The sequence below is a fragment of the Kribbella sp. NPDC056345 genome, assembly GCF_042262745.1.
Taxonomy (GTDB): domain Bacteria; phylum Actinomycetota; class Actinomycetes; order Propionibacteriales; family Kribbellaceae; genus Kribbella.
This window is the reverse complement of record NZ_JBHJQQ010000013.1, coordinates 131,090-153,210: the sequence shown is the minus strand read 5'-3', so window position 1 is coordinate 153,210 and position 22,121 is coordinate 131,090. Positions and strand designations below refer to the sequence as shown.

Annotated in this window: 23 protein-coding genes; 8 read left to right on the top strand and 15 right to left on the bottom strand. The window is 67.2% G+C overall.

Going from position 1 to position 22,121, the window contains the following annotated elements; all coding sequences use genetic code 11:
* Window positions 1-79 precede the first annotated feature (79 nt).
* Window positions 80-154, bottom strand: a complete 75-nt coding sequence (locus tag ACFCV3_RS34675; RefSeq protein ID WP_369759046.1) for a 50S ribosomal protein bL37 — start codon at window positions 152-154, stop codon at window positions 80-82.
* 254 nt (window positions 155-408) lie between these two features.
* Here ACFCV3_RS34675 and ACFCV3_RS34670 point away from each other — a divergent pair, with 254 nt between their 5' ends.
* Both ACFCV3_RS34670 and ACFCV3_RS34665 read left to right on the top strand, forming a co-directional pair.
* Window positions 409-1,761 carry an HD-GYP domain-containing protein gene (locus ACFCV3_RS34670; protein ID WP_376037523.1) on the top strand — a complete coding sequence of 451 codons (1,353 nt, stop codon included), beginning with the start codon at window positions 409-411 and terminating at the stop codon, window positions 1,759-1,761.
* A complete protein-coding gene (locus ACFCV3_RS34665; protein ID WP_376037521.1) occupies window positions 1,762-3,036 on the top strand; it encodes an HD-GYP domain-containing protein in 1,275 nt (424 codons plus the stop codon).
* Here the strand turns inward: ACFCV3_RS34665 and ACFCV3_RS34660 are convergent.
* The 3 genes from ACFCV3_RS34660 to ACFCV3_RS34650 form a co-directional block, all read right to left on the bottom strand.
* Complete coding sequence (locus ACFCV3_RS34660) at window positions 3,026-3,589, bottom strand: DUF5317 domain-containing protein (RefSeq protein ID WP_376037518.1); 564 nt, start codon at window positions 3,587-3,589, stop codon at window positions 3,026-3,028. The two genes, ACFCV3_RS34665 and ACFCV3_RS34660, sit on opposite strands and share 11 nt — an antisense overlap.
* Window positions 3,590-3,719: 130 nt before the next feature.
* Window positions 3,720-5,309, bottom strand: a complete 1,590-nt coding sequence (gene mctP, locus ACFCV3_RS34655; RefSeq protein WP_376037583.1) for a monocarboxylate uptake permease MctP — start codon at window positions 5,307-5,309, stop codon at window positions 3,720-3,722.
* Window positions 5,310-5,371: 62 nt separating this feature from the next.
* Window positions 5,372-5,647 carry a DUF3311 domain-containing protein gene (locus tag ACFCV3_RS34650; protein WP_376037516.1) on the bottom strand — a complete coding sequence of 92 codons (276 nt, stop codon included), beginning with the start codon at window positions 5,645-5,647 and terminating at the stop codon, window positions 5,372-5,374.
* Between the two features lie 84 nt (window positions 5,648-5,731).
* On the opposite strand from ACFCV3_RS34650, the gene ACFCV3_RS34645 reads away from it, so the two are divergent.
* Window positions 5,732-6,697, top strand: coding sequence for an endonuclease/exonuclease/phosphatase family protein (locus tag ACFCV3_RS34645; RefSeq protein ID WP_376037514.1), 966 nt, complete (start codon window positions 5,732-5,734; stop codon window positions 6,695-6,697).
* Here ACFCV3_RS34645 and ACFCV3_RS34640 read toward each other — a convergent pair.
* Window positions 6,687-7,058: a VOC family protein gene (locus ACFCV3_RS34640; RefSeq protein ID WP_376037511.1), complete on the bottom strand. Its 372-nt coding sequence runs from the start codon at window positions 7,056-7,058 to the stop codon at window positions 6,687-6,689. The two genes, ACFCV3_RS34645 and ACFCV3_RS34640, sit on opposite strands and share 11 nt — an antisense overlap.
* Window positions 7,059-7,110: 52 nt before the next feature.
* On the opposite strand from ACFCV3_RS34640, the gene ACFCV3_RS34635 reads away from it, so the two are divergent.
* Window positions 7,111-8,052: a helix-turn-helix transcriptional regulator gene (locus ACFCV3_RS34635; RefSeq protein ID WP_376037509.1), complete on the top strand. Its 942-nt coding sequence runs from the start codon at window positions 7,111-7,113 to the stop codon at window positions 8,050-8,052.
* Here ACFCV3_RS34635 and ACFCV3_RS34630 read toward each other — a convergent pair.
* Complete coding sequence (locus ACFCV3_RS34630; protein ID WP_376037507.1) at window positions 8,011-8,916, bottom strand: DUF2785 domain-containing protein; 906 nt, start codon at window positions 8,914-8,916, stop codon at window positions 8,011-8,013. The two genes, ACFCV3_RS34635 and ACFCV3_RS34630, sit on opposite strands and share 42 nt — an antisense overlap.
* An 84-nt stretch (window positions 8,917-9,000) precedes the next feature.
* Here ACFCV3_RS34630 and ACFCV3_RS34625 point away from each other — a divergent pair, with 84 nt between their 5' ends.
* On the top strand, window positions 9,001-10,479 hold the full coding sequence (locus tag ACFCV3_RS34625) for a sensor histidine kinase (RefSeq protein WP_376037504.1): 1,479 nt from the start codon (window positions 9,001-9,003) through the stop codon (window positions 10,477-10,479).
* 62 nt (window positions 10,480-10,541) lie between these two features.
* Here the strand turns inward: ACFCV3_RS34625 and ACFCV3_RS34620 are convergent, their stop codons facing one another.
* Window positions 10,542-10,793 (bottom strand): WhiB family transcriptional regulator, encoded by a 252-nt coding sequence (locus ACFCV3_RS34620; protein ID WP_132169366.1) that lies wholly within the window; start codon window positions 10,791-10,793, stop codon window positions 10,542-10,544.
* A 525-nt stretch (window positions 10,794-11,318) separates the two neighbouring features.
* On the opposite strand from ACFCV3_RS34620, the gene ACFCV3_RS34615 reads away from it, so the two are divergent.
* Window positions 11,319-11,618 carry a hypothetical protein gene (locus ACFCV3_RS34615; RefSeq protein ID WP_376037503.1) on the top strand — a complete coding sequence of 100 codons (300 nt, stop codon included), beginning with the start codon at window positions 11,319-11,321 and terminating at the stop codon, window positions 11,616-11,618.
* A 4-nt stretch (window positions 11,619-11,622) separates the two neighbouring features.
* On the opposite strand, the gene ACFCV3_RS34610 is transcribed toward ACFCV3_RS34615, so the two are convergent.
* The 8 genes from ACFCV3_RS34610 to ACFCV3_RS34575 form a co-directional block, all read right to left on the bottom strand.
* On the bottom strand, window positions 11,623-12,420 hold the full coding sequence (locus tag ACFCV3_RS34610) for an RNA polymerase sigma factor SigF (RefSeq protein WP_376037500.1): 798 nt from the start codon (window positions 12,418-12,420) through the stop codon (window positions 11,623-11,625).
* Window positions 12,417-12,815, bottom strand: a complete 399-nt coding sequence (locus tag ACFCV3_RS34605) for an anti-sigma regulatory factor (RefSeq protein ID WP_376037497.1) — start codon at window positions 12,813-12,815, stop codon at window positions 12,417-12,419. Before ACFCV3_RS34605 ends, ACFCV3_RS34610 begins: the two co-directional genes overlap by 4 nt.
* A gap of 73 nt (window positions 12,816-12,888) precedes the next feature.
* Window positions 12,889-13,659 (bottom strand): amino acid ABC transporter ATP-binding protein, encoded by a 771-nt coding sequence (locus tag ACFCV3_RS34600; RefSeq protein ID WP_376037494.1) that lies wholly within the window; start codon window positions 13,657-13,659, stop codon window positions 12,889-12,891.
* On the bottom strand, window positions 13,659-14,615 hold the full coding sequence (locus ACFCV3_RS34595) for an amino acid ABC transporter permease (protein ID WP_376037492.1): 957 nt from the start codon (window positions 14,613-14,615) through the stop codon (window positions 13,659-13,661). The genes ACFCV3_RS34600 and ACFCV3_RS34595 overlap by 1 nt, the downstream gene beginning before the upstream one ends.
* The gene (locus ACFCV3_RS34590; RefSeq protein WP_376037490.1) at window positions 14,615-15,520 is read right to left on the bottom strand and encodes an ABC transporter substrate-binding protein; all 906 of its coding nucleotides are present in this window, start codon (window positions 15,518-15,520) and stop codon (window positions 14,615-14,617) included. Before ACFCV3_RS34590 ends, ACFCV3_RS34595 begins: the two co-directional genes overlap by 1 nt.
* Before the next feature lie 279 nt (window positions 15,521-15,799).
* Complete coding sequence (locus ACFCV3_RS34585) at window positions 15,800-16,552, bottom strand: amino acid ABC transporter ATP-binding protein (protein ID WP_376037487.1); 753 nt, start codon at window positions 16,550-16,552, stop codon at window positions 15,800-15,802.
* A 1-nt stretch (window position 16,553) separates the two neighbouring features.
* Entirely contained in the window at window positions 16,554-17,375 is an 822-nt protein-coding gene (locus ACFCV3_RS34580; protein ID WP_376037484.1) for an amino acid ABC transporter permease, read from the bottom strand.
* The gene (locus tag ACFCV3_RS34575) at window positions 17,372-18,217 is read right to left on the bottom strand and encodes a transporter substrate-binding domain-containing protein (RefSeq protein WP_376037482.1); all 846 of its coding nucleotides are present in this window, start codon (window positions 18,215-18,217) and stop codon (window positions 17,372-17,374) included. Before ACFCV3_RS34575 ends, ACFCV3_RS34580 begins: the two co-directional genes overlap by 4 nt.
* A 228-nt stretch (window positions 18,218-18,445) precedes the next feature.
* Here ACFCV3_RS34575 and ACFCV3_RS34570 point away from each other — a divergent pair, with 228 nt between their 5' ends.
* Both ACFCV3_RS34570 and ACFCV3_RS34565 read left to right on the top strand, forming a co-directional pair.
* Window positions 18,446-19,642 (top strand): NADP-dependent malic enzyme, encoded by a 1,197-nt coding sequence (locus ACFCV3_RS34570; RefSeq protein ID WP_376037479.1) that lies wholly within the window; start codon window positions 18,446-18,448, stop codon window positions 19,640-19,642.
* A 123-nt stretch (window positions 19,643-19,765) separates the two neighbouring features.
* Window positions 19,766-22,114, top strand: a complete 2,349-nt coding sequence (locus ACFCV3_RS34565) for a family 20 glycosylhydrolase (RefSeq protein ID WP_376037476.1) — start codon at window positions 19,766-19,768, stop codon at window positions 22,112-22,114.
* The last annotated feature ends 7 nt before the right edge of the window (window positions 22,115-22,121 follow it).

The following is a 22,121-nucleotide window of genomic DNA, read 5'->3' as shown; positions in this document are numbered from 1 at the left end:
TGGTCTGCAGTGCGTTGTGACCAAATTGCAAAGACCCCGGCTTTGGGCCGGGGTCCTCGCTTTGCGTAGTCGCCTGGGGTCAGGCGTTGGGGCGCTTACCGTGGTTCGCGCCCTTCTTCTTGCGCGCACGACGCTTGCGGCCGGTCTTGCCCATTTCAAAGCCTCCTAGAAACAACTGCAAAGAGTCACAGTCTCTCATACCACGCGCGGTTGCTCGTGTCCGGCAGTGGGTCACGGTCTGGCTTACAGTGTTTCGGCGCAGCCCGTACGAGCAAAATTCAGACGAGTCAGCGATGTGCTGTCTAGCCCCCCTGTCCCCATCGTCGATGGGGACAAGACTGCGACCGCTGATCGGAGGTGACGTCATGAACGGTTTTGGATGGGAGTGGTGAAGGTTAGAGTTCATCGGTGAACAGCCGCTGGCCCCTTCGCCTGACGGTGGCGATCTGCACAGCTATCGCCGCGCTGGTTGTCGTGGTTGCGTTGTTCCAGACCCGAGTCGATCTGCCGACTGTGACGCTGGGTCTGTTGCTGCTGATGAGCGCCGTGTTGCGTTCGCGGATGGGGCCGGTTCGGGCCGTCCTCGATCACGTGGTCTGTATTGCTCTTCTCCTGTTGTCGGGGCCTGCGGCCACAGTCGTTGTCGCTGTTCTGCTGCCTTTGACCCAAGATCGTCGTCTGCCCTTGATGCGGCGGATTTTCAATGGCGCGCAGGCTGTTCTGTGCGCCACCGCCGCCGGATTCGTGTACGTCACGACGGGCGGCGTCCGTGGTGACGCGGTGTTGGACGCACCGGGGCACGCAACGGTTTCCGGCTTTGCCGCGATCGTGGCCTGGCTGACGTTCAACGCCGCGCTGATGTGCCTGGTGCTGTGGCTCGACGGGAGCGGCCCCACGCCGTTGATGTTCCTTCGGAAGGTCGCCGGCGCGACCGCGTTGCCCATGACCGGCTACGGCCTGCTCGGCATCCTGCTGGCAGTGGTCTGGATCGGTGGCCTCGGCCCGATCGCCGTCCTGCTGGTCCTCGTACCGCTCGTCGTCGCACGGTGGGCCTTGTCACTGTACGAGGCGGAGCGCAACGCGCAGGCCGCGACGATGCGTGCCTTCATCCAGGTCATCGAGACCAAGGACCTTTACACCCGCGGTCATTCGGAGCGGGTCAGCGAAGGCGTCGGGATGCTCGGGCGGCATCTCCAGCTGAACGAAGACCGGCAGAACGCCCTCGAGCATGCCGGATTACTCCATGATGTCGGCAAGGTCGGCGTACCGACCCGGATCATCCAGAAGCCCGGGCGCCTGGACGACTCCGAGATGGACGCGATCCGGCTGCACCCTGCGCGCGGGGTCGAGTTGATCGGGAACATCCCGTTCCTCGAGGAGGTCAAGTCCGCGGTCCTGCATCACCACGAGAAGTACGACGGCACCGGCTATCCGGCCGGGCTGAGCGGAACCAACATCCCGTACTTCGCCCGGATCATCGGCATCGTGGACGCCTTCGACTGCCTGACGTCGACCCGTTCCTATCGCCCGGCCCGCAGTGTCGACGAGACCCTGCAGATCCTCCTGCAGGATCGCTACACCCACTTCGATCCCCAGCTCGTCGACGCGTTCGTCGAGGTGATTCGCCGCGATGGCTGGAAGGCTGCCGCCGCCGATCAGCCGGCTCCTGACGAGAGCGTCCAGGCACCGATCGACCACGACGACCTCAGCCTCGGCAGCGGTGGCGGCGCGTCCGGATCAGCGGCCGGGCCGGAGGCCTAGATGGACAGCTCGGAGCCGGTCGAGATGCGCCGGGTGGGCAGTGGTGTTGTCATCGTGATCGCCGGTGGGGTGGTCGGGGTCACGGCACTTGCCCTGACCATTCGGCACGGCGTCACCGAGTGGCCCTACGCCCTGACGTTCGCCCTCCTGATCGCCATCGGCGAGATGGTGCAGTTCCGGGTGGATCGGAGCCGGAACCGGGCACCGATCGCCACCAGCGCCGCGTTGGGCTATGTGCTGCTTCGCCCTCCGGAGGTGTCCGTCCCGCCCGACCTGGCACAGGTCGTTGCTGTCGCCGGTGTGGCGACTCTGATCGGAATCCTTCCTCGACTGCTGGCGGGACTGCGGTGGGATCTGGTCGTCTCTTCGCGCCGCATGCTGTCGGTGGCCGCCGCGGCCGCTGTCTTCGTGGCGGTGACGCCGACCGACCTCTACTGGGACGGCAGCTGGCTTTCCGCGATCGCGCTGACCGGTGCGATGCTGCTGGCGGTTCTCACTGCCGCCGGTATGGACGCCCTGGTCGGGGCAGGTCAGGCGACCGAGAAGTTCAATCTGCCCTTCCCTGCGGCACTGCGCGACGAGCTCGTCATCGCGGCGCGGATCGGGATGGCGATGGCGATCAGCGGCATCCTGCTGGCGATCAGTACGTCGCTCCTCGGGCTCTGGGGGCCGCCACTGGTCGTGGTGCCACTACTGCTCACACAGTTTGCGTTTCGGCGGTTTGCCTCGGCGCAGCGGACGTATCGGACCACTGTGCGGTCGATGGCCCGGAGTACTGAGATTGCGGGGTTCAGCTCGCCTGGGCAGAACGCGCGGACGGCGCAGCTGGCGGTTGCCATGGGCTATGACATGGGGCTGACGCCGGGGCGGATGGAGGCGTTGGAGTATGCGGCGTTGCTGTCGGGGGTGGGGCAGTTGGCGTTGGCGGATCCGTCGCCGGGTGGGGCTAGCTTGCTCAGGACCAGGGAGGAGCGGCAGCGGGCGGCGGAGATCGGGGCGTCGGTGATCGAGCGGTCGGGGGTGCTGGATCATGTGGCGGAGATTGTGCGGCACTCGAATGATCCGTACCGGCATGGGCGGGCCAACAATGCGGAGATTCCGGTGGAGAGCGGGATCGTGAATGTGGCGCTGGCTTATGAGCAGTTGGTGGGGGAGGGCGGCGGGCAGTCGCCGGGCAAGGCGATGGAGTCGATCGGGTTGGGGATCGGGGCCGAGTACGACCCGGTGGTGGTGGATTCGCTGCGGCGGGTGATCGGGCGCGGCTTCAGGTTCTGAGGTCGAGGTCGTCCCAGGTGGGGGCGGAGTCGGTGGGGACGCGGCCGGAGCCGCCCATGCCGGCGTACAGGAGCAGGCCGGCGCCGGCGGCGATCAGGATGTCGCCGGGACTGACGGCCTGGCCGAGGCCGGGGAGAGCGACCGGTACGACGTCGCCCAGCCAGGGCCACGTGGTTTCGGGTGTGACGAGCTCGTGGCGCGGGTCGGAGACCAGGCTGCCCGAGAGTCCCGCGCGGGCCAGAGCGGCGGCTGAGACCGGCATGGCGCCGTTCAGGGCTACTACGGCGGCGTTGGAGAAGAAGCCCAGGGCCAGGAGGCCTACGCCGGGCTGGCGGAGGTTCTCGCGGAGGAAGACGGCGATGCAGACCGCGGAGCCGATCAGGCCGACGGGGTACGCCGTACCGCCGAAGAGGGAGCCGAGGAGCTGGCCGATGGCGGCCGCGGCGAGCCAGTGCAGGCCCGTCAGGGCGTGGTCGGCAAGGCGACCGAGGCGTCCGCCCGTGGCGAGCGCCGCGAGGGCGGCGAGCGCCATGACGAGGAGGACCAGCAACACGCTCGCGATTCTGCCGCTCCGACGGCCCGAATTCGGGCAAGCTGAACGCGCAGCGTGTCGATATGGTGGCAAAACGTAACGTCAGTACAAAGAAAGTGGCGGCCCCGAAGGACCGCCACCGCAGGAACAGCTAGGACTTGACCGGAGCCGCGCCGCCTTCGTCGAGCAGGTCGGGCAGGTCGCGCACGCCCGGGTCGCCCTGGTCGGCGGTGTAGTCCGACGGGTGCGTGGTGTCGTCACCGGAGGCGACCTTGAGGGCCCGCAACACCAGCGTCAGCACGATCACGATCACCAGGTTGAGCCCGAACGCGACCAGGCCGATGTAGACCTGGGTGTCGGTGAACGGGATGTTCGTGACCGATCCGCCGAAGTGCTTCTTGGTCGCCGGGTTGACGACGTTGTAGGCCTCGATGGTGCCGTACAGCATCGCGACCGCCCAGCCGGCCAGCAGCGCCCACTTGTGGAACCAGCGGGTGAACAGACCGACCACGATCGCCGGGAAGGTCTGCAGGATCCAGATACCGCCCAGCAACTGCAGGTTGAGCGAGATCGTCTTGTCCATCCCGAGCACGAACACCAGCGCCCCGAACTTCACCAGCAGCGAGGCCAGCTTGGAGACCTTGGCCTCCTGGCCCGGGGTCGCGTCCTTCTTCAGGAACTCCTTGTAGATGTTGCGGGTGAACAGGTTCGCGGCCGCGATCGACATGATCGCCGCCGGTACCAGCGCGCCGACCGCGATGGCCGCGAACGCGATTCCCGCGAACCAGGACGGGAACTCCTGGTCGAACAGCCGCGGGATCGCGAGCTGCGGGTTCGGCAGCCCGTCCAGCCCGGTGATGTTGACGTTCGCCTTGATGGCCATGAAGCCGAGCAACGCGAGCAGACCGAGCAGCAGCGAGTACGCCGGCAGGATCGCCGCGTTCCGCCGTACGACGTTCCGGCTCTTGGTGGACAGCACCGCGGTCACCGAGTGCGGGTACATGAACAGCGCCAGCGCCGAGCCGAGCGCCAGCGTCCAGTACGCCGAATGCCCGCTCACGCCGGGGATGAACGAACCGACCGTCTTGCCGGTGGCCGGGTTCGTCGTGGTCAGCTTCTTCTCCGCGGCACCGAAGATCGCTTCCCAGCCGCCGAGCGCGTGCGGCAGGTAGATGATCGCGACACCGATCACCAGGTAGATCAGGCCGTCCTTGACGAACGCGATCATCGCCGGTGCCCGCAGACCCGAGGAGTACGTGTACGCCGCCAGTACGGCGAACGCGATCAGCAGCGGCAGGTCCTTGGCCAGCAGGTTGTCGCCACCGAGACCCATCGTCTCGAAGACGGCCTGCATGCCGACCAGCTGCAGCGCGATGTACGGCATGGTGGCCAGGATGCCGGTCAGTGCGACGGCCAGGGACAGCCAGCGGCTGCCGTAGCGGCCGCGGATGAAGTCGGCCGGCGTCACGTAGCCGTGCCGGTGCGAGACCGACCAGAGCCGGGCCATGAAGACGAAGATCAGCGGGTAGACCACGATCGTGTACGGCACCGCGAAGAAGCCGGTGACGGCTCCGGTGGCGTACATCGCGGCCGGTACGGCGATGAACGTGTACGCCGTGTAGAGGTCACCGCCGAGCAGGAACCAGGTGATGAAGGTGCCGAAACCGCGGCCACCCAAACCCCATTCGTCCAGGCTGTCCATCGAGGCGGCGGCCCGCCAGCGGGACGCCATGAAGCCCATCACCGTGACGGCGACGAAGATCAGTACGACGACGATCAACTGCACCCAGTCGACTGTGTGGTTCACTGCGCTGCCCCCTTCGCCGGCTTGTCCGGGTCACCGAGACCCTGGGCAGCCCGCCGTTTGCGCTCCTCGCCCATCACCAGCTTGTAGGCGATACCTACGGTGAACACCGACAGGACGACCCAGAGCAGCTGGTACCAGTAGAAGAACGGGAACCCCCACAGCCGGGGCTCGGCCTTGGCATAGGTCGAGACAATGAGCGGTGCGACAATCGTGGCCGCCAGTAGAACACCGGCGATCCAGTACGCGGGTTTGACCGCGGACAATCGGGACACTGCGAACCTCCTCGGGACAGTGCGGGCGCAACGGAGCACGCTACCGTTTCGTCCGGACAAGCGACTAGAGCCTCGGGGTGGTCCGTGGATAACGAAAAGGCATGGTTCGTACGGCGGATCGTGCTGTCCGTACTCTTCGTAGTGATCGTTGCCGTCCCGCTGTATCCGGAGCTCTACGGTCTGGACGAGGTGACGCCGTTCGCCCAGCTGGTCGCATTCCGGCCGCAGGGACTGGTGCTGGTGTTCGTGCTGGCCCTGCTGATGCTGATCCGGAAGGGCTGGCGGATAGCGGCCGGACTGGTCGCCGTACTGGCTCTGATCGGTGCTGGACTGACGCTGCCGCGGGTGCTGAGTGATCCGAAGACTCCGGCGGCGGACACCCGGGTGCTGACCATCATGGTCGCCAACGTGCTGGGCGGTGGTGCGAACGCCGGTGCGGTCGCGGAGCTCATCAGGGAGCGCAAGCCGGACCTCGTGTCGTTGCCGGAGGCACAGGTCGATGTCCGCGAGGAGATCCGTGCCCAGCTCGTCGGATACGCCGGTTACACCGAGCAGCCCACCAGAGCCGTGGAGAGCGCCACCAGTGTGCTCGTAGCGGCCTCTCTGGGCGCTGTGCAGGTCAAGGCGGATCTGCCGACCACCTTCGGCAATCTGATGGTGACAGGCGGGAATCTGGGCCAGCTGCGGCTGGTCGCGTACCACGGCTTCCCACCGCTACCGGAGGACGTACCGCCCTGGAAGCACGACCTGACGCAGCTACGGCGCTGGTGCGCCCAGGACCCGCCGACCATCGTGGCCGGTGACTTCAACGCCACCCTGGACCACGCGGACTTCCGCTGGGCCATGGCCTCGAACTGCCACAGCGTCGCCCCGTCCGTAGGCGGCGGCTTCAAGGGCACCTGGCCGTCCGACCAGCCGCCCATCGCCCGCACCCAGATCGACCACGTGCTGGCCACCCGCACTCTCCGCCCGCTCCGCTTTGCGACGTACGAGATCAAGGGCACCGACCACCTGGCCGTGATCGCGACTGTCGCTGTTCCTAAGGGGTAGCGAACAGGTTCACCAGGTTGCCGTCCGGGTCGCGCAGCAGCGCCGACCGATTGCCCCACGGCATCGTGGCGGGCTCCTGGACGAACTCCAGCTCGGACAGCCGGGCGAACTCGGCGTCGACGTCCGGCACCCGGAACTCCAGGAACATCGACCGGTTGGCGGCCGGTCGCACGACGTCCGCGCCGTACAACCGGTCGGTTAGTTGGTTGCTGGAGATGGCGAGTGTGGCTGTCGTGGTCCGGATCTCGGCGAAGACCGGCACCGGCCGGGTCGCGGTGACGCCGGTGACGTGCTCGTAGAAGGCGATCAGGCGGTCGACGTCCTCGGTGACGAGGCGGATCGAAGCAAAGGTTGTGGTCATATGCCGACCGTAGAACCAATACCGGGCAGCTTCCGCCCGGTATTCTCAGTGAATGTCCACCGCGCGGGTTCTTGCCCTCCTCGAGATCCTCCAAGGCGGCGGCACGAAGCGCGTGGCGGACCTCGCCGGCCGGCTCGGCGTCGACGAACGCACCGTCCGCCGGTACGCCGAACACCTGGCCGACCTGGATATCCCCGTCCGCTCGGTCCGTGGCCGGTACGGCGGCCTCCGCCTCGCACCGGGCTTCCGGATGCCCCCGCTGATGCTCACCGACGACGAAGCTGTCGCCGTGGCGATCGGGCTGCACGCGGGCCCCGACTCCCTTGCCGCCGAAAGCGCGCTGTCCAAGCTCCGCCGGGTGCTCCCCGCCCAGCTGGCCGATCGCCTCGGCGCGTTCCTCGAGACCGCCTCGTTCACCACGACCCAGCGTCCCGCTCCCGCTGACACCGGCGTACTCCTCACCATCGCCCAAGCCGCCCGCGACCAGCGATCCGTCGAGATCACCTACACAGATCGACACGGCCGGACCACCAGCCGAAACATCAAGCCGTACGGCGTCGTCGGACACGGCGAGCGCTGGTACGTCGCCACCGCCGACCGCACCTTCCGCCTGGACCGGATAGCCTCCGCAACGTTGCCGAAGGCCACGGCTTCCACAGCAGAGGCGGCTCCGGTACCAGATGTCGACCCGGCTGGTGCGGTCCTGCATGCGCTCGCGACCACTCCGTGGGCCCATGAGGTCTCAGTCCGCGTGCAGGCCACAGTGGAGGAGCTGCAGCGGAAGCTCCCACCTGGCCTGGCTGTGCTCACGCCACTCGAGAACCAAGTGCGGGTCGAGCTGAGAGCAGAGCGGCTCGACTGGGTGCCCGCCTTACTGGCCGGACTCGACCTGCCGTTCGTGATCGAGCAGCCGGACGAACTACGGGAGCACGTGAGCCAGCTGGCAGAGCGACTACGACGGATTGGTGGCCGGCCGGTAGATGTAGGGCTGTGAGCCCTGCACGGCCTCGGTCAGCATCAGCAGCAGGTCCGCGCGGGCCTCGATCGGCCGGCCGAACAGCTCGTCGTCACCGGGGATCGGGAAGCCCTTCACTCCGATCGCCAGCTGGCTCAGCAGCACGTGCAGGACGCCGCGGGCGTTGAAGACCGGGGGAGTCGGCCACTCCGGCAGGGTCTCGTGCATGAGCGGCTGCTGGGCCGCAGTAGCGGCGATCGGCTTCAGCCAGCGCTCCAGCTCGTCGCTGGTCAGCATGTTGCGGTGCAGGATCGTCATGACCGCATGGGCGACCCGGTCGTGCTCCTCGTGCACCCAGCGGTACTGCGTGTCCTTGACGATCCGGTCCGCCAGTACGTCGAGCAGTGCCCGGAGCACTCCGATGTCGCAGTGCCGGGATCGGGCCAGTGCGCCGATCGCATCGGCACCGTGAGCCACCGCGTGCGCCCAGCCGCAGTCCGGCACGTAGCCACGCAGGTCGCGCTCGCGCAGCAGCCAGGTGGCCAGCCGGTCGCCCCAGCGCATCACCACCTCGTCGTGGACAAGGAACTCGGCGTTGTCGCGGTGGATGACCTCAGCCAGGGTCAGTGCGGTGAAGGAGCGCCGGAAGACGCTGTCCGTACCGTCCTCGCCCAGTCCGTAGGACAGGCCGGCACAGAGGCCGTCACCGAAGCCGGGCAGTAGGTCGTCGTACACCCCGCGCTCGAGCCAGGTCGCCAAAGTGGGATAGGCCAGTGCGTCCCGGATCTGCGGGTTCGTCGAGGCAAGGCCGCGGACCAGCTCCTCGGTGAGGTCGGTCAGCGCACGGTCGTGGGGCACCGCGTAGTCCGCGGCCATCACGTCCTGCCAGTACGTCGACTCCACCAAAACGTCCCTTCCTTCCGTCTGAGATCAAACACCTGTCGGCACCCAAATGTCGAGCTGTCCAGCGTCAGTACTATCAGGCTTGTGCCGTCTTTGAGTGACGTGGCCAGAAACCACACGACCCTCGACCAGGCCGACCTGGATCGTCTGCAGCTGCTCGTCTCGGACTGGCAGATGCTGGCAGACCTGTCGTTCGCCGATCTGGTCCTCTGGCTGCCCGACACCGAAGGCCTCGGCTTCTGGGCCGGCGCCCAGATGCGTCCGACCACCGGACCGACGGCGTACCTGGACGACATCGTCGGCAGCTTCATCCCGCGCGGCCGCCGGCACCTGCTGGACCAGGCGTACGACGGCGGCCGGATCTGCCGCGAAGGCGACCCGGAGTGGCGCGACGACGTACCGGTGCGGGTCGAGACGATCCCGGTACGGCGTGGCTCCCGGGTGATCGCGGTGATCGCCCGCAACACGAACCTGCTCGGCGTCCGGACACCGTCCCGGCTCGAGATCGCCTACCTGCAGAGCGCCACCGACCTGGCCCGGATGATCACCGACGGCATCTTCCCGTACGGCGGGGAGCGGCTGCTGTCCACGTCGCCCCGGGTGGGGGACGGGTGCATCAGGGTCGATCGGCACGCCATGGTGACGTTCGCCAGCCCGAACGCGTTGTCGGCGTACCGGCGGATGGGTCTCGTCACCGACCTGGTCGGCAGCCGCCTCAAGGACATCACTGCGGAGCTCCTGCACACCGGGACCAAGGTCGACGACGTACTCGCGACTGTGCTGACCGGACGCGCGGCGCAGGAGATCGAGATCGAGAACGCCGATGCCACGCTGTTCCTGCGGGCGATCCCGTTGCGGGCCGAGGGGCAGCATGTCGGAGCTCTCATCCTGCTGCGGGACGTGACGGAGCTGCGGAGCCGGGAGCGGGAGCTGGTCACCAAAGAGGCGACCATCCGGGAGATTCATCATCGCGTCAAGAACAACTTGCAGACCGTCGCCGCGTTACTGCGGATGCAGGGCCGGCGGATCACCGTGCCGGAAGCCCAGGAGGCACTGGCCGAAGCGGTCCGGCGGGTGGGTTCGATCGCCATCGTGCACGAGACGCTGTCGGAGTCGTTCGACGAGCACGTGGACTTCGACGACGTGGCGGACCGGGTGGCGGCGATGGTGGCCGACGTGTCGACCGTCGCTACCGCGGTGGAGATCCGGCGGACCGGGAGTTTCGGCGTACTCGACTCGGATCAGGCCACGCCGCTGGCGATGGTGCTGACCGAACTGATGCAGAACTCGGTGGAACACGCCTTCGGCACGCGCGACGGCGGCGAATCCAGCGGAGTCATCGAGCTGACCGGTGAACGGTCGGTCGGGCGGCTGCACGTGACGGTGGTCGACGACGGCCAGGGGCTGCCGGCCAACTTCGACTCGGAGCTGTCCGGCAACCTCGGGCTGTCGATCGTTCGCACGCTGGTGCTGGGGGAACTCGACGGCACCTTGGAGTTCGGCCCTCGCCACGACGGCAAGGCCGGAACCCAAGTCACACTCGACTTTTCGGTGACCGAATAAATAGCGCAGTGCTGAATAGCAAAGGCCCCGCGGATCCCGCGGGGCCTCGACGAAGAACTCTCTCAGGCGGTGCGGATGCGCTGGCGGGCGTTACGGCGCTTCAGCGCACGTCGCTCGTCCTCGCTCAGGCCGCCCCAGACACCGTGGTCCTGGCCGGCTTCCAGTGCCCACGCGAGGCACTGCTCGCGCACGTCGCACCGGCGGCACACCTGCTTGGCCTCCTCGATCTGCATGATCGCGGGCCCGGTGTTGCCGATGGGGAAGAACAGTTCCGGGTCCTCATCGAGGCAAATGGCCCGGTGGCGCCAATCCATGGCGAATCCCATCTCTCTCAGTAGTGGAAGTACGCTGTCGGTTAGGTCTGTGCCCGATCAGCGGGTGCTGTACTCGTCGTACTTCTCGCGACGGAGGGGACCGTCGGGCGAGGGTCTGAATGTTCGCGGCAAGTTGTGAACGCTTTCACGAACGACTCCATGTTCCCAATCTCAGGCGTGTGAAACAAGGGTTCTGGAGTTGTCGATCAGATCACAACACTTCCTTAACACTACGAACCGGTGCGTGACGGTCCTCCCCGTCCGTTAACCGGACAGAGGCGCGAACTCGCAATCACCCGTTCACTGCAAGTAACCGATCGGACAACGCTTTGGTTACGCACAACCTCGAATCCCTGTAGGGCCGGGGTTACACCACCCGAAACGTCGGTACACAGCGTCTAGGCTGGCGGAGTGCCGACCGACTCCCCAGCTGCCGTAGTACCTAGAGCACTGAAGCTAGCCGCGGCGGTGGTCGCAGCGGAAGGGCTTGTGCTCGTCGTTCTCGGAATTGCCGAAGCATTTACGATGCAGACCTCCCGCCTGGTCCTCGGGCTCACCACGACGGTGTTCTTCATCCTGTACGGCGTGGGTCTGGGCGCCGTGGCCCGTGGACTCTCCCGGGCCTCGACGTGGAGCCGGGGACCGGCCGTGTTCAGCCAGCTGATCCAGCTCCTGATCGCCTACAGCTTCTGGGGCGGCGGCACCAAGGGCGTCTCGGTCGTGCTCGCGCTGGCGGCGGCCGGCGTACTGGTCGGGGTCTTCCGCAAGGAATCCACCGAGGCCCTGGCCGACAACCCCGGCAAGGACCAACCCCCAGTCCTGTAAAGGACTACTCCTTGAGCAAACCTGCGCGGAGTTCGGTCAGCGTGCGGGCCAATAGCCGCGAGACGTGCATCTGCGAGATGCCGATCTCCTCGGCGATCTGGGACTGGGTCATCCCGCGGAAGAATCGCAGCGTGAGGATCCGCTTCTCCCGCGTGTCCAGCTGGGCCAGCAAGGGTTTGAGCGATTCGCGGTACTCCACGCTCTCCAGCGCCTCGTCCTCGCCACCCAATCCGTCCAGGACCGTGGTCGCGTCCGACTCGTTCTGGTCGGGAGCGTCCAAGGACAAGGTGTTGTAGGCGTTCGCGGACTCGAGCCCCTCGATCACCAGGTCGGTCGGCAGGCTCAAACGCACTGACAATTCGGCCACGGTCGGGGCCCGGCCGAGCTCCTGGGTCAGCTCGGCGGTGGCCGCGGTCAGCGACAACCGCAGCTCCTGCAGGCGTCGCGGCACCCGGATCGCCCAGCCCTTGTCCCGGAAATACCGCTTGATCTCGCCGAGAATCGTCGGCGTCGCGTACGTCGAGAACTCGACCCCGCGATCGGAGTCGAACCGGTCGATCGCCTTGATCAGCCCGATCGTCGCGACCTGCACGAGGTCGTCGTACGGCTCGCCCCGGTTCCGGAAGCGGCGGGCCAGGTGCTCGACGAGCGGCATGTGCAGCGAGACCAGGCCGTCACGGGCAGCGTTGTGCTCCGGCGTACCGGCCCCGGCGGCAGCCATCGCGGCGAAGAAGGTGGCCGTCCGGGTGCGTAGATCAGGATGTTCCTGGGAGCCGCCGCCCAGGGATCTCTCGTCACTCACGCCTTCTCCGCGGCCGTGGCGGTAGCGGTCGCTGTCACGGTGATGGTCAGGCGGCCGTCGATCGTCTCGACGGCGGCGGTCTCGACCAGGGCGGTCAGCACGGTCCAGCCGAACGACGACGTGTCCGGGGTCCAGCCGGCCGGTACGACGGCGCTCGTGCGGACCGTCAGTTGCGGCGGGTCGATCACGAAGACGCAGTCCAGCACGCCGTCGGTGGCCTGCGGCAGCAGCAGCGAACACGCTTCGTCCACGGCGATCCGCAGATCGTCGATCGCGTCCACGGTGAAGTCGTTGCGGGCCGCAAGGTTGCCCACCACCGACCGCGGTACGGCGATGTACGCACCGTCGGCCGGGATACTCAGGCGGACCTCGGCGGATTGCCCCGTGCTGCTCACTTCGTCTCCTCTGAATCGGACTGACGCCGTACTTCTACCACTCTCAGCGCATTTGAAGCACGGCGCCAGATCCTCAGGAGTGTTCGGACCTCAACCGAGACAAGAAGGTCTTGGTCCGCTGGTGTTGCGGGTTGCCGATCACGTCGGCCGGGGGACCGGCCTCGACGACCACGCCGCCGTCCATGAAGACGACCGTGTCGGCCACCTCGCGGGCGAACGACATCTCGTGGGTGACCACGATCATCGTCATCCCGTCGGCGGCGAGCTCACGCATCACCGACAGCACCTCGCCGACCAGCTCGGGGTCGAGCGCGGAGGTCGGCTCGTCGAACAGCATCAGCTTCGGCTGCATGGCCAGTGCCCTGGCGATCGCAACTCGTTGCTGCTGGCCACCGGACAGTTGCGCCGGGTAGGCGGCAGTGCGGTCGCCCAGGCCGACCCGGTCGAGCAGCGACTGCGCGCGAGCTCGGGCCTCCTTCTTCGACTCGCCCTTGACCTGGACCGGTGCCTCGGCCACGTTCTCGAGCGCGGTCATGTGCGGGAACAGGTTGAACCGCTGGAAGACCATGCCGATCTCGCGCCGCTGGGCCGCGATCTCCTTGTCCTTCAGGCGATACAGCTTGCCACCGCGTTCGGCGTACCCCATCAGGTCGTCGTCGACCCAGATCCGGCCGCCGTCGATCGTCTCGAGCTGGTTGATACAGCGCAGGAACGTCGTCTTGCCCGAACCCGACGGACCGAGCAGGCAGACCACCTGGCCGGCGTCGACATCGAGGTCGATGCCCTTCAGTACCTCGTTGTGGTGGAACGACTTCGTCACGTTGACCGCATGGACGAGTGGCATCAGGCACCTCCCGCCCCGGCCGGACGAGCAGCGCGTGGCGCCGTCGTACCGAAGCCCTTGCCGAAGTGCCGTTCGAGGAAGTACTGCCCGACCATCAGCACGCTCGTCGCGGCCAGGTAGTACAGCGTCGCGGCCACCGCGATCGGGAACGTCTTGTAGTACGTGCTGCCGATCGACTGCAGCTGGTAGAACAACTCGCCGATCACAGGGACGGCGAGGAGCAGCGACGTATCTTTCAGCATCGCGATCGTCTCGTTACCGGTCGGCGGCACGATCACCCGCATCGCCTGGGGCAGCACGACCCGGCGCATCGCCTTGGGTTTGCTCATCCCGAGTGCCTCGGCGGCCTCGGCCTGGCCCTTGTCCACCGACATGATCCCGGCCCGGGCGATCTCGGCCATGTACGCCGCCTCGGACAGCCCGAGACCGATGACACCGGCAACGAGTCCGGTGAACACCTGGTTCGCGTCGAGAGTCAGGAACCGCCAGTCACCGGACATCCCGAGCCAGTCGATGATCTTCCAGTCGAACGGGATGCCGAGGGCAACGCCGTTCGGGAAGAGCACGCCGAGGGTGCCCATCGTGAAGAGCAGCAGGTACCGCGGGACGCTGCGGAAGAACCACGTGAACGCCCAGGACACCCCGGACAGGATGGGGTTGTCCGACAGCCGCATCACCGCCAGCAGCACCCCGCCGCCGACACCGACGACCATCGCCAGCGCGGTGACCAGCAGCGTGCCCTTGAGGAAGCCGTTGATCACTGGCGTCTGGTTCATCGCCTGGAAGACGAAGCCCCAGTCGAACGCCTTGTTGGTGACCAGGAGATGCACCAGCATCGCGACCAGGACCGCGATGATCGCGATCGCGACCCACCGGCCGGGATGCCGGACCGGTACGGCGTCGATCGCGCCGGGCCGGTCGTCCGTCGTACTGGCCGGGGTGGTCTCTGCACTCATCAGGGGTTGACCGCGAAGTCGGTGATCGCTCCCGACTCGTTGCCCCACTTGGCCAGTGCCGCCTTGTAGGAGCCGTCGGCCGCGGCCGACTTCAGCGCCTCGACGACCGCGTTCGCGAACTCGGTCTGCGCCTTCGGGATGACATAGCCGTACGGCGCGGCGTCGTAGATCTCACCGAGCTGCTCCAGGGCGCCGTTGGTCTGCTTGACGGCGTACAGCGAGATCGGGGAGTCGGCGAGCATCGCGTCGGCCTTGCCGGCCACCAGGTCCGCGGTCGCCTGGTCCTGCTTCTCACGGACCAGCGGCTTGATCTCCGGCTTGCCCTCGGCCTTGCACTTGGCCTGCCGCTTCGGCAGGTCCTCCTCCAGCTGCGTGGTGCCCTTCTGGACCGCGACCGTCTTGCCGCAGGCGTCGTCGGCGTTGACACCCTTCGGGTTGCCCTTCGCGGTCACCCACAGGGTGCCGGCGCTGAAGTAGCTGACCATGTTGACCTGCTGCTTGCGCTTGTCGTTGATCGTGAACGACGAGACGCCGACGTCGTACTTACCGCTCTGGACACCGGTGATGATGGTGTCGAAGCCGGCCGGCTGCCAGTCGACGGTGACGCCGAACTTGGCCGCGACCGCGTTGAACAGGTCCACGTCCATACCGACCACGGTCTTGCCGCCCTGGAGCGACTCGTTCGGCGGGTAGCTCGCGTCCACGCCGACGACGATCTTCTTCGCCGCGGCGATCTTCGGCGGCAGCTTGCCGCTCAGGTCCGGCCCACCACTGGACGGCGCGCTCGAGGGTGCACTGTTCGGTGCACTCGGGCTCGAGCCGGAGCCGAGCGAGTCCGAACCACAACCCGCCGCCGCCAGAACCAGAACGCCCGACAGTACGAGCGTCCTCCGCAGGACAGACATCTAGTCCTCCAAGACCGGGCGCCGACCGGATTCCGGCGCCGTGTGGTCCGCATCTTGACACAGGGCGATGCCCGCGCTGCAGCGGAATCCCCCGAATGGAGACCCATTCGTAGCCGATCCACCACCCACGCCTCCACCCCGTCCCACCCCCATCACCCACCGTCACCACCACCCCCCAGCCGCATTTGGCTGGCTACCCAGCCAAATCGGGGGTTCAGCACCGTGGTTATGGGTGCAGAACCCCCGATATCGGTGCCTAGCCAGGCAAATTGTGGTGGGTCAGAGGTCCTGGACGTGGGTGGGGTCGAGGACGCGGCGGAGGAAGAGCTGGGTGCGCTCCTCCTGCGGGTTGCCGATCACGTCGGCGGGTGGGCCCTGCTCGACGATGACGCCGCCGTCCATGAAGACGACCCGGTCGGCGACCTCGCGGGCGAAGGCCATCTCGTGGGTGACGACGAGCATCGTCATCCCCTCGAGGGCGAGTTTGCGCATCACGGTCAGTACGTCGCCGACGAGCTCGGGGTCGAGCGCGGAGGTCGGCTCGTCGAACAGCATCAGCGCCGGGTCCATCGAGAGCGCCCGGGCGATCGCGACGCGCTGCTGCTGACCGCCGGACAGCTGGGCCGGGAAGGCCTGGATCTTGTCGTTCAGGCCGACCCGGTCGAGGTTGGCCCGCGCGATCTTCTCCGCGTCGGCCGGCTTGCGCTTCAGGACCGTGGTCTGGGCGACCGTGCAGTTGGTCAGCACGTTCAGGTGCGGGAACAGGTTGAACTGCTGGAACACCATGCCGATCCCCGCGCGGGCCGCGTCCAGATGGCAGTCCGGGTCGGTGATCTCCTCACCACGGACGATCACCTGACCCTCCTGGGGCACCTCGAGCAGGTTGACGCAGCGCAGCAGCGTCGACTTGCCCGAGCCGGACGGACCGATCACGCAGACGACCTCGCCCTGCTCGACGGTGAAGTCGATACCGCGCAGGACGTGGTTGCTGCCGAACGACTTGTGCAGGTTCTTGATTTCTACCAGTGCCATGTCAGCGGGCCCTCGCAGCCTTGGCCTCGAGCCGGCGCACGAGGATGCCGAGCGGGAGGGTGATGATCAGGTAGCAGAAACCGCAGACCACGATCGGGGTCAGGTTCGAGTAGGTGTTGGCCAGATCCCGGCCGAATCCCGTCAGCTCGTAGCCGTCGGCCGCGACGCCGATCATGAACACCAGTGACGAGTCCTTGACCAGCAGGATCAGGTCGTTGGTGAGCGGCGGCAGCACGATCCGGAACGCCTGCGGGAGCACGATCTTGCGCAGTGCCAGCCCGGGTGGCATACCCAGTGAGCGGGCCGCCTCGATCTGGCCCTTCGGGACCGCCTGGATCCCGGCCCGGATCACCTCGGCCATGTACGCCGCGGCGACGATTCCGAGCGCGAGCCAGACGACGCCGTACGGGTCCCAGGGGATGGTCATCCCCTCGAAGGCCAGCGGCAGCAGGCTGAACGCGATGAAGACCACGATCGCCGGCAGACCACGGAAGAACTCGATGTAGGCGGTCGCGATCCACCGGTACGGCCCGACGCTGCTGAGCCGCATCAGCGCCAGCACCGTGCCACCGGCCAGGCCGATCACGAAGGCGCCGGCCGTGTACTCGACCGTCTTGACCAGTGCCTGCAGGACGCCGTCCTGGAACGTCGACTTGATGAATTCAGGCTTGAAGAAGACCGAGCCGATCTGGCCCCAGTCGGCGCTGAACAGTGCGAACAGGGCGACGATCACCAGGACGGCGTACTGGATCAGGCGGGAGCGCTGAGCCCGCTTGCGCGGACTCAGCCCCTTCCGCACGACAGTGTCAGCTGGAGTGCTCACTTCTTCGGCTCAACCCCGAACCACTTCTTGTAGATCTCGGTGTACTTGCCGTCGGACTTCGCCTTGGCCAGCAGCTCGTTGAACTTGGCCACGATCTTCGGGCCGGAGCCGTCCTTCAGCGCGGCGAACCCGTACTGCTCGCCGGTGTCGAACTCGGCCACCACAGCCATCTCCGGGTTGTCCTTGACGAAGTCGTAGAGCACGCCGTTGTCGTTGATCGCGGCGTCCACCCGGCCGGACTTGACGTTGTTCCCCTGCAGGGCCAGGTCGTTGAACGGGATCACCGTGTAGCCGTTGGCGGCCGCGTTCTTGTCGGCGTAGTCCTTACCGGTGGTGTCGGCCTGGGCGCCGAGCTTCTTGCCCTTCAGGTCGGCCAGGCCCTTGATGCCGGAGTCCTTCTTGGCCATCAGTACCTGGGTGGCGTCCATGTACGGGTCGGTGATGCTGAGCGCGGCCTTGCGCGGATCGGTGATCGTCATCGCGCCCATGCCGATATCGCACTTCTTCGCCTTGAAGGCGGCGCCCGAGGTGACCTGGGCCCACTCGATGTTGACCACGTCGGTCTTCAGGCCGAGGTCGTCGGACAGCAGCTTGAGCAGGTCGACGTCGAACCCGACCACCTCGGTGCCGTCCTTGTACTGGAACGGCTTGTACGGCAGGTGCGTGCAGATGGTCAGCTGGCCGGACTTCACCAGCTCGATCCCGGCCGCCTTGGCCTTGTCCTCGGATCCACCGCCGCTGCCGGACTCGTTGCCGCAAGCGGCGAGGGAGAGCGCCAGGGCCGAGGCGGCGACGGCCGCGGTGATCCGGCGATGCGTACGGAGAGTGCGGACGATGTTCATCGCGATTACTCCTCGACAGGGGTCTGGATCTCCGCATCCTGGCACAGCGGGCAGTTCCCGGCCGGGAGTTCGCCGGGATCGTTATCTGTGTGGGGCCGCTCACAGCAGACCAGTAGGCGCTGTGGTTTACTCGAACCGCACGGGTGACCCCCTGGAAACAGCGCCGTTTCGACGCATCAACGTCGGGCGCACTCAGTCTTGTACACATCTTCCCCGAGGGGTTCTGTCATGGTCGCCCAGCCTGTTTCTGCTGTTGTCTCCGATCCCTACGAAGGCGATCCGGTCTTCGAGCTGCACCGCGGCGGCAAGATCGAGGTGACGTCGTCGGTGCACGTCACCGACGCCGCCGCGCTGTCCAAGGCCTACACCCCGGGAGTCGCCCGGGTCTGTACGGCGATCGCCGAGGACCCGTCGTTGGCCCGCCGCTACACGTGGCGCTCGAACGTGGTCGCAGTCGTCACCGACGGAACCGCCGTACTGGGTCTCGGTGACATCGGGCCGACCGCCTCGCTGCCGGTGATGGAGGGCAAGGCGCTGCTGTTCAAGGAGTTCGGCGGTGTCGACTCGGTGCCGATCGCGCTCGACTGCACCGACGTGGACGAGTTCGTCGAGACGGTCGCGCGGATGGCGCCGTCGTTCGGCGGGATCAACCTCGAGGACATCTCGGCGCCGCGCTGCTTCGAGATCGAGCGCCGGCTGAAGGAGCGGCTGGACATCCCGGTCTTCCACGACGACCAGCACGGTACGGCGGTCGTCGTACTGGCCGCGTTGCAGAACGCACTCCGGGTGACGGACAAGTCGATTTCGGAGATCCGGGTGGTGATCTCAGGGGCCGGTGCGGCCGGGGTTGCGTGTGCGCGGATCCTGCTGCAGGCCGGTGTCGGCGACCTGGCCGTGGTGGACAGCAAGGGCGTCCTGCACCAGGACCGCGCCGACCTGAACCCGGTCAAGCTCTCACTGGCCCGCGACACCAACACCGGCGGCCTGTCCGGTCGCCTGGTGGACGCCCTCGACGGCGCCGACGTCTTCATCGGCGTCTCCGGCGGCACGGTCCCCGAGGAAGCGATCGCCCGGATGGCCCCCAACTCGATGATCTTCGCCCTCGCCAACCCGAACCCCGAGGTCCACCCCGACATCGCCCACCGGCACGCCGCAGTCGTCGCCACCGGCCGCTCGGACTTCCCCAACCAGATCAACAACGTGCTCGCGTTCCCCGGCATCTTCCGCGGCGCCTTCGACGCGAACGCCTCCCGCATCACCGAAGGCATGAAGCTGGCCGCCGCCAACGCGCTGGCCGGTCTCATCAGCCCCGCCGAGCTCCGCCCCGACTACATCATCGCCTCGCCCTTCGACGAGCGCGTCGCACCGGCCGTCGCCGGCGCAGTAGCCGAGGCCGCGCGCCGCGAAGGTGTCGCGCGAGACTGAAACCCAGCTCGAAAGCCCGGACCGCCGCTCCGGGTCAGTGTCGCGCAACGCTGCGACCCAGCCCGAATACGTTGCCGCTCCCTCGGCCCGGTGCTCAAATGAGCCCGACCCGAGGGAGCCGCCATGTTCACCCGCCCCAACCGCATCCTGCTCGGCCTACTAGCTGTCGCGTGTCTCGCGGCACCCCTTCCAGCGCGAGCGATGGGAGTGGGAGCGGGGGTGGGAAAAGGGGGAGCAGCCGCCACGCAAGCTGCTGTCCCCGCGCAAGCCGCGAACCCGGCGCCCTGGGTGGTGCCGGCGTTGCGGGAGTGGACGGGTGGGGAGGGGACGGCTCGGCTTAGCGGGCGGGTTGTGCGGGACGTGGGCGATGCGGCTGCGTTGGCTACTACTAGCGGGGTGTTTGCGGAGGACCTGCGGGCGTTGACTGGGCAGGCGGTTGAGCAGGTGGTGGGGCAGGCGGCCGACGTACGGGCGGGTGACGTCTACCTCGACCTGGCTGCGAGTCAGGTGGGTGCTGAGGGGTACGACCTGGCGATCACGGATCGGGTTCAGATCAGTGCACCGGCCGACGCGGGTGTCTTCTACGGGACTCGGACGGTTCTGCAGTTACTCAAGCAGAACGCCGAGCTGCCACGAGGGAGTGCGCGGGACTGGCCGACCAAGCCCGAGCGAGGGCTGATGGTGGATGCCGGGCGGAAGTACTTCAGTGCGGACTTCTTCGCGCGGCAGATCCAGGACCTGGCCTACCTGAAGCTGAACACCCTGCACCTGCATCTCAGCGACGACCTCGGCTTCCGGATCGAGAGCACGCGGCATCCGGAGATCGTGTCGGCCGAGCATCTGACCAAGCGGCAGCTCGCCGACCTGATCGCGCTGGCCGGCCGGTACCACATCACTGTGGTCCCGGAGATCGATATGCCCGGGCATCTGCGCCAGGTCATCAACGCGCACCCGGAGCTGGAACTACGTGCTGCGGGCCAGCCGACCGGCTCCGGCTTCGTGGACGTGTCCAAGCCGGAGACCTACGCGTTCATGAAGGACCTGCTGGACGAGTACCTCCCCCTGTTCCCCGGTCCGTACTGGCACATCGGCGCGGACGAGTACGTGCAGAACCCTGAGGCCTTCCCGCAACTGCTCCAGTACGCAAGAGCTCGGTACGGCGCCACTGCGGTCGCCAAGGACAGCTACCTCGGTTTCATCAACTGGGCGAACCAGATCGTCCGTGCGGCCGGTAAGACCAGCCGTGCGTGGAGTGACGGGATCGGCGGCGGTTCTGCGGTGACCGTCTCGACGGACATCGTGCTGGAGTTCTGGACGAACCACGGTCTGACCCCTCAGCAGCACCTGACGAACGGACACGTGCTGTCCAACCAGAGCTGGGATCCGACGTACTACGTGCTCGGCAACGGCGCTGTGGTGCGGCCGAACCTGCCCTGGGCGTACGAGACCTGGGACCCAGACCTGTTCCAGGGCGGCCAGCGGATCAGCGACCCGACGCGTAATCGCGGTTCCAACCTGCATGTGTGGTGTGACTGGCCCGGTACCGAGACCGAGGACCAGGTCGCGGCCGGGATCAAGCAGCCGCTGCGCGTGCTGTCGCAGCAGCTCTGGGGCTCGCCCAAGCTGGTGCCGACCTGGGAGCAGTTCCGCTCGGTGATCGGTGCGGTCGGCCGGAACCCGCAGTGGGCGCCGCGGCAGGTAGGCAACCTGGCGGCGGGCCGACCGGTCGTGGTGTCGAGTCTGGAAACACCTGACCTGGTTGGGCCTTACGCGGTCGACAGCGACCCGACCAGCCGCTGGGCCAGCGGGCTGACCGACAACCAGTGGATCCAGGTCGATCTCGGTTCGGTGCGCTCGGTGACCGGCGTACGGCTGAACTGGGATCCCGCCTACGGCAAGGCCTACGAGATCCAGCTCTCGAACGACGGGACGACCTGGCGCAAGATCTACGCGACGAGCACGAGTGACGGCGGGATCGACGACCTGACCGGCCTCACCGGCGCCGGCCGGTACGTGCGCATGCAGGGCATCAGCCGGGCCACCCATTGGGGCTACTCGCTCTGGGAGTTCGAGGTGTACGGCGGAACCGACCTCGCGCTCGGTCGGCCGACGACCGCGTCATCGGTCGAGCCCACGACGACGTACGAGGGCCGGTTCGCGACCGACGGCGACGGTGCGACCCGGTGGTCCAGCGGGTACGACGATGTCGGCTGGATCCAGGTCGACCTCGGCACGGTGCAACCGGTGAACCGGGTCCGGCTGGCCTGGGAGCCGAGCCATGCGCGCGCCTACCAGGTGCAGGTGTCGTCCGACGGGACCAACTGGTCCAGCCTCTACTCGACCACAGCAGGCGACGGCGGACTCGACGACCTCACCGGCCTCGCGGGCTCCGGCCGCTATGTGCGCATGCTCGGGACCGCCCGAGCCACCCAATGGGGCTACTCGCTGTGGTCCTTCGAGGTCTATTCGTGAGACATGT